Below are 16069 nucleotides of genomic sequence, written 5' to 3' on the forward strand. Positions count from 1 at the left end.
TTACGCCTGACGACCATAGCACGCGTGAACCACCTGATCCCATGCCGAACTCAGAAGTGAAACCGCTTAGCGCCGATGGTAGTGTGGGGTCTCCCCATGCGAGAGTAGGTCATCGTCAGGCACTTATTACGAAACCCCGGCCATCTGGTCGGGGTTTTGCTTTTTAGGGGTCTCCCCCTGAAGAGTAGCGGAGCGCCGCCCGCCGGGTGGCCGGCCCGAACATAATCAGGCACTTATACCGCAAAGAACCCAGCCAATCGGCTGGGTTTTTTGTTGCGCGCTCGATAAGCGCGCCATTATTCAGGCCCTGAGTACGCTGTGCTCGGGGTTTTTTTGCTATGCGTTTGAAACACTGCAAACGACTCGATCAACGATAGCCCATGCACAAAGCTTCCTTGAAACGGCTGTTTTAATAAATTAAATAACAAGGAGTTACTGCTTTGTAGTGGCGAGTGTACCGCACGACAACTAGTATGGTGTGGTACCTATCATTCAAGCAGCATCTCAGGAGGAGACGCGATATGAGTACCCCGTTGATGAAGAAGCTAGCGGTTGCCCTACTGATGGCCATGATGGTGGGCGGCTTAGCAGCCTGTGATAACCAGGGCCCTGCAGAAGAAGCAGGTGAGAGCATCGATGAAAGCATGGAAGATGCGGGTGAAAGCCTGGAGGAGATGGGCGAAAATATCGAAGAGTCGGCAGAGGAGTAAGTAAAAGGCTCTTTGCAGTATAGCGATACACCACCGATACAAAAACAGCCGCTGATAAGCGGCTGTTTTAGGTTTTGAGGCTTAAAATTTTAGGCTTGGGAAGTGGTCAGGCGAGTTGTCATTATGCACCTGGGTTTTGCTCGATACCCTGTAAGTACCAAGGCGTTTGGTCGCGCATGCTGCGAGTCAGGTGCCAGGTTTCGTTGAACTCGGTTTGTTCACCGTTTTCGTCCAAGATACCGTGGAAAATCACGGTCGCTTCAGCATACCCCTCATACTCGTTAACATCCCCAAGTTCGGCAAATAGTTTCACCACCTCGGTCTGATTGTTAGCAGGCTGTTCGGCACGCTCTTGACGCAGCAGGTTATAAAGTTCAGGGGTCACATACTCCTGTATTTTACTGAAATCGTTATTATCCCAAGCGCGTTGGAGTGTCATAAAGTGCTCTTTCGCACCTCCTAGGAAGCGCTCTTTATCAAACCAGGCGGGGGTACTCTGCAAACCGCTTGCTAAGCTCCCAGGGGTTGCTTTGAAGTGGCTGGTCGATGCATGCGGCATCTCTTGACGCTCACGCTGATAGCCATGCGTCACGGATGCGGGTCGACGCTGCCGCATGAAGGCTCGGAAGGCGACAATAGCCAGCACGGCAACGCCCGCCATGACAAGCAGGTCCATTAAGCGTAGCTCGTCGAACGCCCCGCCGAAAAACAGCGCCGCCAGCAAGCCGCCCGCCAGCAAACCACCCATCATGCCCCCCATGCCGCCGCGGCGGGCAGCACTCGCGGCGCCTGCCTGTTGCTGGGTGCCTTGAGCCTGTTGTTGTGCGGGCGTGCTGGCTGGACGATCAGCGGAGCGTGACACGCTACCCATACTGCTGCCACCGCCTAGGCGGCGTGCCTCTGCGTGTTCGATGGCGGCGCTAACGCCCATAACGCTCACCAATAGCATCACAAAGAATTGCCTTAACATGTTGATTCTCCAATAAGGATGCAGGGAATGCCAAATGCTTCGGTGCGAAGCAGATAGAAAAGGTTGGGCTGTCAGTTTACCGTGTAATACCTCGCCTAGGTGATGGTAAGCGCTGTTATAAAGACAAAAAAAGGAGCGAAAAGTGCGTTTAGATCAGTCTCGAAGCGTCCTATTGATGATCGATTTTCAAGCCGGTTTGCTGCCCGTCATCGAGGGTGGCGAGGCGGCGATTAAAGAGGCTGCTTGGCTTGCCGGTATTGCCGGTGCTTTGCAGGTGCCGGTATGGCTAACCGAGCAGTATCCTGAGCGGCTGGGTGGCACTACACCGACGCTGTTGGAGGGCTTGGGAACGCACGAGCTGTGGCAAAAGCGGCATTTTAGTGCGACAGAAGAGGAGTCGTTTAGTCAGGCGCTGGCCGCGCTTGGACGCAAGCAGGTGATCGTGTGCGGTACCGAAGCGCACATCTGCGTACTGCAGAGCGCGCTGGGGCTGTTGGAGGCGGGGTATCAAGTATTTTGGCTGAGTGAAGCCACCGCCAGTCGCCGGTCGGATGAGGCGCGCCTTGCTCGTCAGCGTGCGTGTGCCAATGGGGCGGTGGCGGTGTCCGCGGATATGGTGGCCTATGAGTGGCTCCACCGCTGTGATACGGCCACTTTTAAAGAGATTCATCGCCGGTTTTTAAAGCCAAGGTCGGCTCAAGCGGTCACCTTTTATTGATCTTAACGATCCGTTTCGCGACGGGTGAACACGAGCGTATCGCCTTCGGAGGCGGCGGAATCGAAACGGTAGCCTGCCACATCGAAGTCTTTGAGCGCTTCGGGGTCATTGATCTGCTGTCGAATGATCCAAGCGCTCATCAACCCGCGCGCTTTTTTCGCATAGAAACTGATGATTTTGAACGTGCCGTTTTTCTCATCCTTGAAGACGGGAGTGATCACTCGGGCATCCAGCTTCTTAGCTTCGATGGCTTTGAAGTATTCGTTGGAGGCTAGGTTCACAAGCACTTTCGACCCACTCTCGGCAATCGCACTGTTCAGCGCAGGTGTCAGGAGGGGCTTCCAATAAGCGTAAAGATCCTTGCCCGCATCGTTGGGCAGTTTGGTACCCATTTCCAAGCGGTAGGCCTGGATCAAGTCCAGCGGACGCAGCAAACCATAGAGACCCGATAAAATACGCAAATGCTGCTGGGCAAACTGATTGTCCGCATCGCTGAAGGTCTCGGCTTCCAGACCCGCGTAGACGTCTCCCTGAAACGCCTGCACGGCAGGTTTGGCGTTGTCCAGCGAGAAAGGGGGCTGCCACTCGGCAAAGCGAGCCGCGTTCAGGCCTGCTAGCTTGTCACTGATGCCCATTAGGTCGCTGATTTGCTGAGGGGAGTAGCCGCGTAGAATATCGATCAGCGGCTGGCTGTGTTCGAGGAAATCCGGTTGTGTGACGTTTTGGGTCGTCGGAGGTGTTTCAAAATCCAGCGTTTTGGCGGGGGAAATGACGCTCAGCATGGCGTGCTCCTTGTGCCGTGACAAAAGGGGGCCGCGGAACGCGGCCACAATATGGATAGTGAGATTATATCAAGCCTTGGCGGCAGCCGAGGCTATCGACACGATAGGAGCCGTTAGGGGCAGGGGTTCGGCATGCGGCGGTGGATATCGTCGATGGCGGTCAACACTTCTTCATCGAGCTTCAGACTCTCGCTGGCGAGGTTGCTCTCCAATTGCTCCATGGTGGTGGCACCAATGATGTTGCTGGTCAGGAAGCTGCGCGAATTGACGAATGCCAGCGCCATTTGCGCAGGGTCGAGCCCATGCGCGTTGGCCAGATCGACGTAGGCGTGTGTCGCGGCGTCGGCTTCGGGCGACGTATAGCGTTTGAAGCGCTCATAGAGGGTCAAGCGGCCTTTTGGCGGCTGAGCGCCGTTGAGATACTTACCGGACAGCACGCCAAACCCCAGCGGCGAGTAGGCCAGTAACCCGACGTCTTCGCGATGGGCAATTTCTGCCAAGCCTACTTCAAACGAGCGGTTCAACAGATTGTAAGGGTTTTGTATGGAGGCAATGCGGGGCAGGCCCAGTTGATCAGAGAGCTGAAGCATCCGCATGACGCCCCAGGGCGTTTCATTGGAGAGACCGACGGCGCGAATCTTCCCAGCATCGACCAGCTCTTTCAGAGCGGAAAGCGTCTCTTCCAGCGGGGTGGCGTCTTCCTGCTCCGCGTGGGTGTAGCCGAGTTTGCCAAAAAAGTTGGTATGACGATCAGGCCAGTGCAATTGGTACAGATCGACGTAGTCCGTTTGCAGGCGCTCAAGGCTGGTGTCGATAGCCTGGTGGAGATGGTTGCGGCTCATCTTAGGGCCGCCGCGAATGTGTTCTAAACCTGGGCCTGCCGCTTTGGTGGCAATGATCACATCGTCGCGAGCACCGCGAGCGTTTAGCCAACTGCCGATATAGGCTTCCGTCCGACCTTGTGTCTCTGCCTTTGGCGGAACCGGGTACATTTCTGCCGTGTCGATAAAGTTGATACCGAACGCGACCGCGCGGTCGAGCTGCTCATGAGCCTCGGCTTCGCTGTTCTGTTCACCAAAGGTCATCGTGCCTACACAGAGTCGGCTGACCTCCATCCCGGTTCTCCCCAGTGGGCGCGTTTGCATGCTTGTCTCCTCGCTTAGGCAAAAACGTGGCTGGAAAGTGAGCGATGCCTATCGACGTTACCAGCCTGTGGGAGGCATGTTAGCGAGGCTCTACAAAAGCAGCAAATCAAGAGGGTTGAGTCAGGACGACGGCAGGCGTATGCTTGCCAGCCCATTGACCGGCCAAGCGCCGGTTTATCGTATGGTTAGCCATCGTGGAAGGTGAGATGGTTAGCCGAAGGTCTCAACAGATAGGCAGGGTGGTTTGCCATGCCGCAGGCATCATCGTTGTTTACCCGGTTGGAGTTTCGTCTCGCCGAGCAGCTATTTCACACCCGTTGGTTACTTCCGCGTTCACCGCGCACGCAGCGTCTCACCATGCGACTGTTCAAGCGGTGTGCCGAAGCGGGGCACCCGGATGCACAATCGATCTATGGGCACATGTTGTTCCACCGCAGCTTGTCGCCACAGGATAAAGCGCGTGGCGCGCGCTACGTACTGGAAGCGGCCCAGGCAGGCGATGTAAAGTCACAGTATCAGGTGGCACAAATTCATGAGCACGGCTGTGTGCAGTATCCTCGCCGTGAGGATTATGCGGTGACGTGGTACGCCCGTGCAGCGCAGGCAGGCCACTATCTGGCAGCGGATCGCCTGGCGCGTGCCTACCGCTTGGGCGAGCTAGGCTTAGCCGTGGATCATGAACAAGCCGACTACTGGCAGCGTATAGCCGAGCGGCAGCCTGCGGCGGAAATGGCCGCTGCCTGAGCCCCGAACCCGGTGGCGATATAGAAAAGAGGAAATCAGTGTCCGAGACGCTACCTACAGTGCTAGATATTGAAGCGTCCGGATTCGGGCGCGGCAGCTATCCGATCGAGGTGGGCATCGCCCGCGCCGACGGTAGTTGCTGCGCGTTTCTTATTCAGCCGTTGGATGAGTGGGTGCATTGGGACCCCAAAGCAGAGCTTCTGCATGGCATCTCTCGCGAGCGGCTGATGAAAGAGGGCTACCCAGTGCGCCAAGTAGCCCAGTGGCTCAACGACGAGCTGCGGGAGCTAGGCAAGGCGTACAGCGATAGCTGGGGCTACGATAATACGTGGCTATCGTTGCTGTTCCACCATGCCGGTATGTTGCCCCGCTTTCGCCTGGAAGCGCTACGCATTCTGCTCAGTGAAGAGCAGCAGGCGTTGTGGAGCGATACCAAAGAGGCCGTCGTGGCAGAGCGAGGCATCCACCGCCATCGTGCCGGGGAAGATGCTCGTTTGCTCCAGCTTACCTATCAGCGCACTCGAACGCTGACCCTCAAAGCCTAACCGCGTCTCAACGTTAATCCAACTGCGCTTCAAGGGCATCCAATAGAAGATCGGGCGTCGAAGCATCAAGCAGCATGTCACGGGTCGTTTGGGCCAAAAAGCCGTGGCTAACCGTGCTATCCAAAAAGGCTAGCAGGGGCGCGTAAAAGCCTTCGGTATCTAGCAGCCCCATTGGTTTGTCATGGAGCCCCAAATAGCCCCAGGTCCAGATTTCGAATAGCTCCTCGAACGTACCAATACCGCCCGGTAGAGCAATGAAGGCATCGGCATTCGCTGCCATGGTGGCCTTACGCTCGTGCATGTTGGGCACGCGAATCAGCTCCGTTAAGCCAAAGTGCGCCTGTTCACGCTCGACCAAGTGATCGGGCATCACGCCGATCACGTGACCTCCTGCTTCCAGCGCCGCATTGGCCAACTCTCCCATGAGCCCAACGCGTGCGCCGCCGTAGACCAAGGTATGCTCGCGCTGCCCCAGGGCCGTGCCAAGCGCGTGGGCAGCTTGGCGGAAGGCCGGGCTGTTACCTTCCCGAGAACCAAGGTAAACACAAATACGTGACATGGTCAGAGCGTCCTTATCGCAGAGAGATCTGATGACAGCGGTTCAATTCGCACGCGGCGCTAGGCCAAGCAGCGCTGAACGTCGTAGTGCTCGTCCATCCACTGGCCGATGACATTGTGGCCGCATAGGTGGTGAGCGTACTGGGTGTGTAGGCAGCGCACCTGCTGCCAATTACTGATACCGCCCACGCCGCGCTCGGTGAGTACATCGGTGTAGCCCAAGCGACCTACCTCTTCGCGCTGAGCCTCGCTCATCGAGCGCCAGCGGGCGTCGACGTAGTCACGATGGCTTTGCTGATAAGCGGCGAGAAATGCCGGCTCTTCCTGCAAGCGCTGCTCTAGGGACTTGATCACGCCTACGGCTTCGATGCGCGAGATCTCGATTTTCAGCAGGTCCGAGCAGAGCCAGTAAAGCGTGGGGAAGGGTTTGCCATCCACGATGGGCGCCATCCGCAACACGAGCGGCGTACCTTGGTTGTCAGTGGCTGCAACGGCTTCGATACCACGAGGCGCGCGCCCGAGCTGTTGAGTAATGATCGCCAGCTGGCGCTCGTCGGGGGCTTGGTCGGTACGAATTACCATTGTGTAGCAGTCTCACTTTCGGTCGTCTTGAACAAATTTAGTCGAGCGGCCAACGGCGCGGAAAAAGCACCGGTTGAGCTGTTCAGGAGAGGCGACGTAGCGCCACTTCTCCTCGCAGTACTCGGCGGCGCGCGCCATTAGCACGTCGTAGAGTCGATTGAACGGGGCATCATAATCGTAGGGGTCTGCACCGAACAAGCGGATATGCGGATAATCGGCGAAGCGCTCCATGAAGTAGCGCTCCAAGTCGGCTTCCACGGCGCGATGCTGCGCCGTGTTGTCAGGATCTATCCAGAGATTGTAGCGGATGGCCATGGTGACTCCTGGAAGGCCCCGCCATGTTAGGCGGGCAAAATTAAGCGGAAGCGGGCACCGTTTCTAAATGCGCCGATAAAGCCTCGCGAAGAGCACCCTCGATGGGAACGGCTCGCTTCTCTTGATGATCGTACTGCACCATCACCGTATGGCCCAGATTGGTTAGCGTACCATGCTGCCGGGCTTCCTGGGTGACGGTAAACGAGCTATTGCCCAGCCGGGTCAAGTAGGTACGAATTTCGATGTCGTGGCCGTAAAACAGTTCAGCGCGATAGTCCACTTCCATACGTGCCATGATCAGTCGCCACTGTTTAGGATTCAGGTCGGGCGTGAATAACTTGAAGAGATCGTTACGCGCCAGCTCGAACCATGCGGGGAGGCGTGTGTTGTTGATATGGCCCAACGCATCGGTATCGTAAAAGGCGGGTTCTATGGTGCGAGTAAACATGACGCGATCCTTGTTATTAGTGTGTAAAGTGAGCCCGACCGAGCATTAACCCAAGCGAGCGCTTGGTCAAGTGTTGCGGCGCTGATACCAAGCCGTCAACTGCATCCAGCCAAGCAGCCATAGCGTGGCGGCGAGAAACCCCGCCAACGTTCCCCAAAAAAGCCCTAGCGAGCTGTAAGTATACGAAACGCATAGGGTGTAGCTCAGCAGCGAGCCAAGGCCGACGGGATAGTGCTTGATGACTGTCGCCACAGGTGCGTGGCCGTGCCCCACGTGAAGGATCAGTAAAAACGGCAACATCGTTACCGGAAACGCCGCCAGCGTGCCGGCCCACTCGGGCGGCAGCCAGTGGGCAGTGCGCGTAATGGCAAACACGATGAGCGTCGCCAGCCCAGCCCGTGCCACCAAGGCGGGCCACGAAAAGGCGCGTCTAGCGCTACTCTTCACATCCGGTATAGCGCGAAACAGCCAGCTGAAGACGCCAATGGCGCACAGTGTGACCAGCGTGCCGGTAAGGCGTGTGAAGCTGAACTGGGCGAGCAGCGTACTCACCGCAAGCCAAGCCGCAAAGCCTCCTAGCAGACCGCCCATCACCCCTTTGAGGCCGGGCTGGCGGCCTGCGACGAGATAACCCGCGCCCAGCGCCATGGTGGCGGTAAATCCTGCTAAGGTATGCACGGCGCTTTGAGTGGCAAAGGTGGGCGATATCTCCAAGCCGATAAAAAACAGCGCCAGGGCCGTGCCGAGCGGATAGCCCGATAGTAGCCCAGCAATTCGGGGGCTAGCCCGTACGGCGATGGTGCCCAACCCCAGCACCATGCTGACGGAAAGGCCAAGCTTAGCCAGTTGCCAAGTGAGTGGAACGTCTACCATGTGGCGTTTTCCTTTCGTTATTATATCGATGTGAACATAGCGCTACCGTGATCGGCGCCGTGGGTATGTACCATCGTGACATTATTTGTCTGGGAGGCTCGTTGCCGTGACCCATTCATCAGATTCAGGCGCCCATGCGCTCTCCCCGCCGCCCAAACCCGATGGCTGTGAACTGTGCCAGCGTGCATCGGCCTTGACCAAGCATCATCTCATTCCGCGCACGCTGCACAACAAGCCGCGTTATCAAAAGCGTCATACCCGCGAAGAGCGACTCACGGCCATCGTGTGGCTTTGCCACCCTTGCCATAAGCATATCCACCAACTGTATAGCGAGCGTGAGCTAGCCGAGCGTTTTGCCAACCTGGAGGCGCTGAAGGGCGATGCCGATATTCGTGCTTTCGTGGAGTGGCTGGCCACCAAGCCTGCTGGCTTCAAGCCCAAGTCGCCCGTGCGCAAGCGGCGCTAGGCTAGACCAGTCTAAGCCCCTGCTGGTCGCGCCAAGCGGCTTCCAGTGCCTCCGCAAGCGGTTCGACGAGGTGGCTAGGCAGCGCACTGCGGGCGGCGTCGAGTGACTCGAACGAGCGGTTGCGCAGCCAACAGTAGGCCCAGGCGCAGGCTTCCTCGTCGCTTTGCGGGGTAGGCCTAGCAGGCATTTGATTGAGCAGAAAGACGGCCGTCCGCGGTGCCCAGAGAGGCATCTCGCCCTGCGTGTCTTGGCTCCACTGCTCCAGCGTGGCCCCGTTTGGCGTGGCATCGGGGGTGCCCAGTTTGGCGACCCGGGCGGTCTCCGCCAGAATCAGCGCGAGCTGGTCGGCGTCTGCCTGACCCAGCGAGCGCCACTGCCGCAACAGCGCCGACAGGCCTGCGCGCATCTTGGTATAAAAGTCATCTTGCGGCATGCTCAGTGTCTACTCCCGTAGAAATAAGTGAGATCTGTTATGGCGTTCGATTTTGCCACGCCCGTGGAAAGGCGCGCTCCCGAAGGACAGTATGCCTCGCAGAAGTGGCACCGCTACGCGGCGGACGTGCTGCCGCTGTGGGTCGCCGATATGGACTTTCACTCGCCGCCCGCGGTGATCGACGCGCTCCAGCGACGGGTCGCTCACGGCGTTTACGGCTACGGCGAAGTGCCCACCACGCTGAGTGAGGCGCTGTGTCAATGGAGCGCTCATCACTATGCGTGGTCCATTGAACCCGAATGGCAGCAGTGGCTGCCGGGCGTGGTGCCTGCACTGCACTTTGCCGCCATGGCCTTGACGCAGCCTGGCGAGGGTGTGCTCACCATCGCGCCGATCTACCCGCCTTTTCTGGCCGTGGCCGAACGCACCGGGCGGCTAGCGCAACGGGCGATGTTAGCGGAGCCTGCTGCCCCTGGCGAGCCTTGGCGGCTGGATATCGAGGCGCTGGAAGCGGCCATCACCCCGCAGACTCGGCTGCTGCTCTGGTGTCATCCGCATAACCCGACCGGGCGCGTATGGACGCTCCAGGAACTCGAACAGCTCGCTGCTCTGGTCGAGCGCCACGATTTATGGGTGGTCTCCGACGAGCTGCACTGTGATTTGCTGCTGGACGAAGGCGCTCGCCACCGCCCCCTGGCGGCGCTATTTCCGGAGCTGGCCAAACGCACGATCACGCTGTGGGCACCTTCGAAAACCTTCAATCTTGCCGGGCTCACCAGCGCCTGCGCGATCATTCCCGATCCGGCACTACGCCGCCGATTTGCCGAGGCTACCAAAGGCTTTTTGCCGGACGGCAACGTGTTGGGCCTGGTTGCAGCCGAGGCGGCCTATCGCGAGGGCGAGCCCTGGCGTCAGGCGCTATTGGACGTGTTGCGTAGCCACCGTGCCACGCTCGAGGCGCGTGTGGCCACGTGGCCCGGCGTATCGATGAGTGCGCCGTCGTCGACCTATTTGGCGTGGCTAGACATGTGTGAGGCAGGCTTGGGTGACTCCCCGGCGCGCACGCTCTTGCAGCAAGCAGGGGTAGCGCTCTCTGAGGGGGCGGCGTTTGGCTGCCCCGGCTTCGTGCGGCTCAATTTCGGCACCACCGCTTCCCAACTGGAAGCGGCGTTATCACGGATGGATACGCTGCTAAAAGCGTAACGTTGCCTTCGTCAGGCGCTATCAATAGAGCAGGGCGAACAGCTTGCGGCGGTAAGTGACCGTGAGAGGATGGTCAGCCCCTAGCGCATCGAAGACCTGCAGCAGCGTTTTGCGGGCCGCGTCGTCGTTATAGGCGCGGTCCTGCTTCATCAATGCCAGCAGAGCATCGAGGCCTACATCGTACTGACCATCGGCCACGTGACGCAGCGCCCGCTGGTACTGCGCTTCGCTGTCGGTCCGATCACCTAGCGCGGCGATCTCCTCCGCTGAGAGCGCCTGTTCGCTGAACTCGATGCTGGCGCGCACGCCACGGGCCGGCGCCGCATCGCGCTCCTCTGGCGGCAAGTTATCCAGCACGCTGCGCGCTTCGTCGCCGCGCCCCTCCGCCACTAGCGTTTTGGCAAAACCAATGTGGTACGCGTAATGCTCCGGGTATTGGCCCATCAGCGTTTGATAAATTTCTCGCGCGCCTGCTGCATCGCCCGCGCTCAAGGCTTCCTCTGCTTGCTCTTCGGGACTGGGCGGGGCGTCACCGGGGGCAGGGAAGTAGCGGTTGAGCCACTCACGAACTTCTTTCTCTGGCAGGGCACCCTGGAAGCTATCCACCAGGCCGCCCTGGCTCACTAGCTTCACGTCTGGTACCGAACGCACACCCAACTGGCCTGCGATTTCTGGATTCGCCTCGACATCCAGCGTCGCCAGCAAAAACGCGCCGCCATACTCAATGGCCAGCTTTTCGAGTACCGGCATGAGGTTTTTGCACGGCTCGCACCAGGGCGCCCAGCAATCCAGCAGTACCGGCACCTGCATCGAGGCTTCCAACACTTGCTGAATGTTGCCCGCATTGAGTTCAATGATGACCTCCTCGCGCGTTACGCTAGGGCGCTCGCCGCCAGTAGGCGTGCTATTGCTTGCGACAGGATCGGCAGTCAACGGGTTGCCGGTACGGGGATCGATAATCGACATGGGTAAACTCTGCTTCGCATGAAAAAGGTTACCTCATGATATGCAGGCACCCGCCCAGGGATTCAAGGAAATGAAAGGAAATAAAGCGCTGAGTCCGACGCGCTCTACCACCAATGCTAGACGTGACGCACACAAAAAAGCCGACTCTCGAAAGAATCGGCTTTTTCTATGTTGGGTAGCGGGGTCCGGATGTGAACCGATGACCTTCCTGGGGTGATAAAGCGCTGAGCCCGACGCGCTCTACCACCAATGCTAGGCGTGATGCACACAAAAAAGCCGACTCTCGAAAGAATCGGCTGTTTCTATGTTGGGTAGTGGGGTCCGGATGTGAACCGATGACCTTCCTGGGGTGATAAAGCGCTGAGCCCGACGCGCTCTACCACCAATGCTAGGCGTGATGCACACAAAAAAGCCGACTCTCGAAAGAATCGGCTTTTTCTATGTTTGGTAGCGGGGACCGGATTTGAACCGATGACCTTCGGGTTATGAGCCCGACGAGCTACCAGACTGCTCCACCCCGCATCAACGTGGGGCGTATTCTACGTATTTATGGCAATAAGTCAACCCCTTCGATAAAACGTTTCCTTGCTGGTGGTCAGCTTCATCGTGCTGCAACATTGAAAGAGTAAAGCTATGCTTTCAATAGGCATAACAAAAAGCTTACTGTCGGTGTGTCGCCCAAGAGAACACGCGGCATGCCGTGAGTGAAAGAAGCGTGAAAGCGCTCATTCAAAGTGGCTTGCGACGCCATAACAGTGCTTAAAGTCCAAGCCATTTGTCATATCAGGGAGGTAGTCAATGGCCAATCAAGCCCCCGTCGCCTGGGTAACTGGTGGAACTGGTGGAATCGGAACGGCAATTTGCCGTTCGTTGGCGGATGCGGGTTATTTGGTAGTGGCGGGGTATCACAATCCCGACAAGGCCAAGACCTGGTTAGAAGCGCAAAAAGCCGACGGCTATAACAACATCGCGCTATCGGGTGTTGATTTATCCGACCACAATGCCTGCGTCGAAGGTGCCCGTGAGATCCATGAAACGCATGGTCCGATCAGCGTGCTGGTCAACTGTGCCGGTATCACTCGCGATGGCACCATGAAGAAAATGTCCTACGAGCAGTGGTATCAGGTCATCGATACCAACTTGAACAGTGTGTTCAATACCTGCCGCAGCGTTATCGAGATGATGTTGGAGAACGGCTACGGTCGCATCATCAACATCTCTTCCATCAACGGTCGCAAAGGACAGTTCGGGCAGGTGAACTACGCCGCAGCCAAAGCGGGGATGCACGGGTTGACCATGTCGTTGGCGCAAGAAACGGCGACCAAGGGCATTACCGTAAACACCGTCTCGCCTGGCTATATCGCCACCGATATGATCATGAAAATTCCGGAGCAGGTGCGCGAAGCGATTCGTGAAACGATTCCGGTCAAGCGCTACGGCACTCCCGAAGAGATTGGCCGCTTGGTGACCTTCCTGGCCGATAAAGAGTCCGGCTTCATTACAGGCGCCAACATCGATATCAACGGTGGCCAATTCATGGGCTAAGCCCCCGACATCCCCCACGTTCTCTTTCCACAAGAAAGAGAACGCAAAACGGGAGGCGATCTGCCTCCCGTTTGCTATTTAGCGACTAGGTACGCTCCGGTTAGGGTTGCGGTGGGCGCGCTAAACGGCCCAGTAGGTTGTCCAACTCGTTGACTTCCTGCTGCCAAAGACGTTTTGGCATAGGGCCGAGGGCCAAGAGGTCGACCAGCACCTCCTCTAGTTCGTCTGCTTTGCTGCGTTCAGCGTTCAGGCCATTATTCAAACGCTCTACTTGAATGGCAAGCCTTAGCGGTTCGTCCCGCTGCTTGACGCTGCCGAGAGCAAGCAGTGAGAGATGGACACGCAGGCGTGCCAACTGCTCCTCAACGTCGTCCTGCTGTGCGCTGGAGAGAGGCTGCGTGGTAGACGAACGGACCTCGTTACGGCGCTGGTGCGCATCGCGATACGTAGTGGGCAGAGGCGCGGTCAGCACGCCAGCGGCGTCCACCGTCTGAGCATCTTCACCACTGAGTGCCCGATGGTCCGCTGCCAGATGTGCATTGATCAGGGGCAGTAGCGCATGCCACTGCTGCACCTTGTCGACGACTTCAAGGCGGCTCAAGCGTTCCCGTTTTGCACGCAAGATGCCGCCAAGCCGTTTCTGCATGCCGTCGCTTCGGCGGTTGCGGGGCAGCGGCTCTAGCTGCTGAAGACGGGCAAGGTAAGCCTCTAGCCGCTCGGCCTCATTGGCGTGGGCGGGTTGCCAGCTATCCATGTCATCAATGAGATGCTGAAGCTGGTCGAGCGTTTGCTGTTGCCGAGCGGCTTGCTCCTGTTTTTGAGCGTCGCGCTGCGCAAAAAGCTGGTCACAGGCGCTACGAAAGGTCTTCCAGAGCGCTTGTTCGTCACCCTTTGGCGCCCGCCCGAGTGACCGCCACTGCTGCTGTAGCCGCTTGGTGTGAGCAATACGCGTTGCCAGCGGCTGCTCGGAATCGTTCTGCAACGCCTGTACCTGCTCGATCATTGAACGTTTTTGCGCTGCGATTTGCTCGGCGCGCTGGTCGATCAGTGCTTGAAGGCGGTGACGAATCGCACCAAATCGGCGGCCAATGGCTTCGGAGTGCTCTCGGGGGATGGGAGAGTAGTGGCGCCATTGGTGACGTGCTTTGTCACGGATCTCCCGCAGCACGTCGGGGTCTGCATCCTCGGCGGGCTGAGCCAGCAGCGTTTCAAGCTGCTCACAGAGTGCCTCGCGGCCACGCAAGTTGGCCTCGCGCTCTTGGTCGAGCTGGTCACGCCAGGGCGCTAAGCGCTCATGAATACGATCAGACGCTGCCCGAAAGCGCGCGGATTGCTCTCTATTGGCTGCCGCATCGCCCAGTGCTTTCCACTCCTTTACGAGCTGGCGGTGATGACGGTCCAGCGCCGATTCGGCCATATGAGGATCGTCGGCCAAGGCTTCGATACTGGCGCAGAGCTGCTCACGCTTGGGACCTGCCACAAAACCGCGCCAGTCGCGCAGCTCGGCAAGCCGCGCGCCAAGATGTTTCAAGCGACGCTTGAGCGGCTTGGCCTCTTCGTCCGTGAGGGCATCGAAGGTGGGCTTCAAACGTTGGTGGAGGCGGCTGGCGCTCTTGAACGCGCCGCGCTCTAGCAGGTGCTCGAAGTTATCGAGCTCACCCTCAAGCGCATCGTGCGACACCTCTGGGCTTGCGGGGGCCGCTTGCCGAGACGCTAGCTGTTTTTGCGCCTGAGCCAGAAGCGCAGGTGGGGTCAGGGCCTCGGGCCAGCGGCATGCGTTGACATGCTTTGACAACGCTTGATCATCGCTATTGGCCAGGGCGCGCTCCACCGCAGGGCATTGTGCTTGCCAGCGCTGCCACGCTTCCATACTCTGCTCGTACTGCGCCAGCGCTTGGCTGTAACGTTGCTGCGTGACTTCGTTAGGAGGATGAAGGTCAGACAGCGCCTGCCAGCGCTGACCCAAAAGCTGACGCTGGGCGCGCAGGCTGTCGATATCCTGGGCGGTCAGTTCCTCGGCCTGGGTGAGGCCTTCTAAGGTTTCTTCTAACCCCTCCAGCAGATGGTCACGCGTACTATCCGCTTCAGCGCGGCGGGCAAGGCGCTGTTGATGCGCCTGTTCCTGGGTTTCGTGATCGTGCAGCGTTTTACGGCATCCCAGCATGGCTTGCTGGAAACGCTGCTCTTGGCTGATGCTGGGCGGATGATTGAGCTGCTGCCACTCGCGCTCCAAGTGGCGCAAACGGCCGCCGTAAAGTGGCTCCCACGGGGCACGGGCGTGCTGCTCCAACTGCCTCAATAGGTGCTCGCGCTGTTCCTGTTGCTCTTCTAACCACTGTTCGTCGTTACGCCGCTGGGTGAGCTGCTCCTTCGCAAAACGTATGATTTGGCGGTCGCGACGCGCCTCTTTCAATAGCCGCTTGAGCGACTCCTCGCTATCGATACGCTGCGCTGCCTGATGGCGTACCGCTGCTACGCTATTGTGGCACGCTTGGTGGACTAGATCGGCTTCATTGCTCAACTGTTCAACGGCGATGAGTCGCAGGCCTAGATTATCGCCCTGCAGCGCAATCGCGTTGAGCAGTCGTTGGTCGCTCAGCAACGCCACCTGGGCTTGGCGCTGCTGTAGGTCGCTATGCCCCTCGGCACCCGTGAGCCGCTGACACACCGCGTTGAACCATGACTCGTCCTCCTGATGCGGCGGATAGGCAGCCAGCAGTTTTTCGATATCGTCGAGCGCAAGCAGGGCCGCGAGCTGGATGTCGCTGTCGCTATCGCTGGCCAGAGAGAGTAGGGCCTCCCGCTGCTCTGAGTGCTGCGGGTCGAGGGATTGAAGTGCCTTGCGGCGCACCTCGGGATCGGGGTGTTGCCACCGAGGAGCGAACAGGCGTCGTAACAGTCCGTGCATGGATCATCCTGCTGTGAGGTGCGGAACGTGAAAAAAATCAGACATCGATGAGCAGGCGGTTGCAGTCCTCGTCGCTGTCGCTTAGCTTTGCCTTAGCGCGGTGAGTTCTCCAGCCAGTCACCACGCAAGGCGCGAGATTGCGCTACCCTTATCTTACC

Annotated in this window: 18 protein-coding genes, 1 tRNA gene and 1 rRNA gene; 8 read left to right on the forward strand and 12 right to left on the reverse strand. The window is 58.6% G+C overall.

The features are described 5' to 3' along the window. Positions 1-5 precede the first annotated feature (5 nt). Positions 6-121, forward strand: a 5S ribosomal RNA gene (rrf, locus tag MHM85_RS05985). Positions 122-521: 400 nt separating this feature from the next. After that, positions 522-710 (forward strand): hypothetical protein, encoded by a 189-nt coding sequence (locus MHM85_RS05990; RefSeq protein ID WP_139528229.1) that lies wholly within the window; start codon positions 522-524, stop codon positions 708-710. Positions 711-831: 121 nt separating this feature from the next. Here the strand turns inward: MHM85_RS05990 and MHM85_RS05995 are convergent, their stop codons facing one another. Then, positions 832-1680: a Tim44-like domain-containing protein gene (locus MHM85_RS05995; RefSeq protein WP_239285351.1), complete on the reverse strand. Its 849-nt coding sequence runs from the start codon at positions 1678-1680 to the stop codon at positions 832-834. A 142-nt stretch (positions 1681-1822) separates the two neighbouring features. Here MHM85_RS05995 and MHM85_RS06000 point away from each other — a divergent pair, with 142 nt between their 5' ends. Beyond that, on the forward strand, positions 1823-2398 hold the full coding sequence (locus MHM85_RS06000) for an isochorismatase family protein (RefSeq protein ID WP_153844033.1): 576 nt from the start codon (positions 1823-1825) through the stop codon (positions 2396-2398). A 2-nt stretch (positions 2399-2400) separates the two neighbouring features. Here MHM85_RS06000 and yaaA read toward each other — a convergent pair whose 3' ends face one another. Further along, entirely contained in the window at positions 2401-3180 is a 780-nt protein-coding gene (gene yaaA / locus MHM85_RS06005; protein ID WP_139528232.1) for a peroxide stress protein YaaA, read from the reverse strand. A gap of 113 nt (positions 3181-3293) precedes the next feature. Next, complete coding sequence (locus MHM85_RS06010; protein ID WP_219862557.1) at positions 3294-4325, reverse strand: NADP(H)-dependent aldo-keto reductase; 1032 nt, start codon at positions 4323-4325, stop codon at positions 3294-3296. Between the two features lie 249 nt (positions 4326-4574). Between MHM85_RS06010 and MHM85_RS06015 the strand changes: the two genes are divergently transcribed. Together MHM85_RS06015 and MHM85_RS06020 are read left to right on the forward strand one after the other, a co-directional pair. After that, positions 4575-5069: a tetratricopeptide repeat protein gene (locus tag MHM85_RS06015; protein WP_219862559.1), complete on the forward strand. Its 495-nt coding sequence runs from the start codon at positions 4575-4577 to the stop codon at positions 5067-5069. A gap of 38 nt (positions 5070-5107) precedes the next feature. Further along, positions 5108-5614: a hypothetical protein gene (locus MHM85_RS06020; protein ID WP_139528235.1), complete on the forward strand. Its 507-nt coding sequence runs from the start codon at positions 5108-5110 to the stop codon at positions 5612-5614. 13 nt (positions 5615-5627) lie between these two features. Here the strand turns inward: MHM85_RS06020 and MHM85_RS06025 are convergent, their stop codons facing one another. The 5 genes from MHM85_RS06025 to MHM85_RS06045 all read right to left on the reverse strand — a co-directional run bounded on the left by MHM85_RS06025 (position 5628) and on the right by MHM85_RS06045 (position 8390). After that, positions 5628-6173: a TIGR00730 family Rossman fold protein gene (locus MHM85_RS06025; protein ID WP_219862562.1), complete on the reverse strand. Its 546-nt coding sequence runs from the start codon at positions 6171-6173 to the stop codon at positions 5628-5630. A 59-nt stretch (positions 6174-6232) separates the two neighbouring features. Then, a complete protein-coding gene (locus MHM85_RS06030) occupies positions 6233-6754 on the reverse strand; it encodes a DUF501 domain-containing protein (RefSeq protein WP_219862564.1) in 522 nt (173 codons plus the stop codon). Between the two features lie 12 nt (positions 6755-6766). Beyond that, positions 6767-7069, reverse strand: coding sequence for a hypothetical protein (locus MHM85_RS06035; RefSeq protein WP_139528238.1), 303 nt, complete (start codon positions 7067-7069; stop codon positions 6767-6769). Between the two features lie 40 nt (positions 7070-7109). Next, positions 7110-7517, reverse strand: a complete 408-nt coding sequence (locus MHM85_RS06040; protein WP_219862566.1) for a thioesterase family protein — start codon at positions 7515-7517, stop codon at positions 7110-7112. Positions 7518-7583: 66 nt separating this feature from the next. Further along, positions 7584-8390 (reverse strand): hypothetical protein, encoded by an 807-nt coding sequence (locus MHM85_RS06045; RefSeq protein WP_219862568.1) that lies wholly within the window; start codon positions 8388-8390, stop codon positions 7584-7586. Between the two features lie 106 nt (positions 8391-8496). Here MHM85_RS06045 and MHM85_RS06050 point away from each other — a divergent pair, with 106 nt between their 5' ends. Beyond that, complete coding sequence (locus MHM85_RS06050; RefSeq protein WP_219862570.1) at positions 8497-8856, forward strand: hypothetical protein; 360 nt, start codon at positions 8497-8499, stop codon at positions 8854-8856. A 1-nt stretch (position 8857) separates the two neighbouring features. Here MHM85_RS06050 and MHM85_RS06055 read toward each other — a convergent pair whose 3' ends face one another. Next, positions 8858-9289: a hypothetical protein gene (locus MHM85_RS06055; protein WP_139528242.1), complete on the reverse strand. Its 432-nt coding sequence runs from the start codon at positions 9287-9289 to the stop codon at positions 8858-8860. A gap of 39 nt (positions 9290-9328) precedes the next feature. Between MHM85_RS06055 and MHM85_RS06060 the strand changes: the two genes are divergently transcribed. Next, entirely contained in the window at positions 9329-10492 is a 1164-nt protein-coding gene (locus tag MHM85_RS06060; RefSeq protein WP_219862573.1) for a PatB family C-S lyase, read from the forward strand. A 21-nt stretch (positions 10493-10513) separates the two neighbouring features. Here the strand turns inward: MHM85_RS06060 and MHM85_RS06065 are convergent, their stop codons facing one another. Further along, positions 10514-11458, reverse strand: a complete 945-nt coding sequence (locus tag MHM85_RS06065) for a co-chaperone YbbN (protein ID WP_153844039.1) — start codon at positions 11456-11458, stop codon at positions 10514-10516. A gap of 445 nt (positions 11459-11903) precedes the next feature. Further along, positions 11904-11980: transfer RNA gene (locus MHM85_RS06070), tRNA-Met, on the reverse strand. A gap of 276 nt (positions 11981-12256) precedes the next feature. On the opposite strand from MHM85_RS06070, the gene phbB reads away from it, so the two are divergent. After that, positions 12257-13003: an acetoacetyl-CoA reductase gene (gene phbB / locus MHM85_RS06075; RefSeq protein WP_139528264.1), complete on the forward strand. Its 747-nt coding sequence runs from the start codon at positions 12257-12259 to the stop codon at positions 13001-13003. A gap of 100 nt (positions 13004-13103) precedes the next feature. On the opposite strand, the gene MHM85_RS06080 is transcribed toward phbB, so the two are convergent. Continuing rightward, positions 13104-15911 (reverse strand): DUF349 domain-containing protein, encoded by a 2808-nt coding sequence (locus MHM85_RS06080; RefSeq protein WP_219862649.1) that lies wholly within the window; start codon positions 15909-15911, stop codon positions 13104-13106. Positions 15912-16069: the final 158 nt, after the last annotated feature.

This window comes from Halomonas sp. McD50-4 (assembly GCF_022348135.1).
GTDB lineage: Bacteria > Pseudomonadota > Gammaproteobacteria > Pseudomonadales > Halomonadaceae > Vreelandella > Vreelandella piezotolerans.

Coding starts and splice junctions, on each gene's coding strand:
- MHM85_RS05990 (WP_139528229.1), top strand. CDS start 522: ATGAGTACCCCGTTGATGAAGAAGCTAGCGGTTGCCCTACTGATGGCC.
- MHM85_RS05995 (WP_239285351.1), bottom strand. CDS start 1,680: ATGTTAAGGCAATTCTTTGTGATGCTATTGGTGAGCGTTATGGGCGTT.
- yaaA (WP_139528232.1), bottom strand. CDS start 3,180: ATGCTGAGCGTCATTTCCCCCGCCAAAACGCTGGATTTTGAAACACCT.
- MHM85_RS06010 (WP_219862557.1), bottom strand. CDS start 4,325: ATGCAAACGCGCCCACTGGGGAGAACCGGGATGGAGGTCAGCCGACTC.
- MHM85_RS06015 (WP_219862559.1), top strand. CDS start 4,575: ATGCCGCAGGCATCATCGTTGTTTACCCGGTTGGAGTTTCGTCTCGCC.
- MHM85_RS06025 (WP_219862562.1), bottom strand. CDS start 6,173: ATGTCACGTATTTGTGTTTACCTTGGTTCTCGGGAAGGTAACAGCCCG.
- MHM85_RS06030 (WP_219862564.1), bottom strand. CDS start 6,754: ATGGTAATTCGTACCGACCAAGCCCCCGACGAGCGCCAGCTGGCGATC.
- MHM85_RS06035 (WP_139528238.1), bottom strand. CDS start 7,069: ATGGCCATCCGCTACAATCTCTGGATAGATCCTGACAACACGGCGCAG.
- MHM85_RS06040 (WP_219862566.1), bottom strand. CDS start 7,517: ATGTTTACTCGCACCATAGAACCCGCCTTTTACGATACCGATGCGTTG.
- MHM85_RS06045 (WP_219862568.1), bottom strand. CDS start 8,390: ATGGTAGACGTTCCACTCACTTGGCAACTGGCTAAGCTTGGCCTTTCC.
- MHM85_RS06055 (WP_139528242.1), bottom strand. CDS start 9,289: ATGCCGCAAGATGACTTTTATACCAAGATGCGCGCAGGCCTGTCGGCG.
- MHM85_RS06060 (WP_219862573.1), top strand. CDS start 9,329: ATGGCGTTCGATTTTGCCACGCCCGTGGAAAGGCGCGCTCCCGAAGGA.
- MHM85_RS06065 (WP_153844039.1), bottom strand. CDS start 11,458: ATGTCGATTATCGATCCCCGTACCGGCAACCCGTTGACTGCCGATCCT.
- phbB (WP_139528264.1), top strand. CDS start 12,257: ATGGCCAATCAAGCCCCCGTCGCCTGGGTAACTGGTGGAACTGGTGGA.
- MHM85_RS06080 (WP_219862649.1), bottom strand. CDS start 15,911: ATGCACGGACTGTTACGACGCCTGTTCGCTCCTCGGTGGCAACACCCC.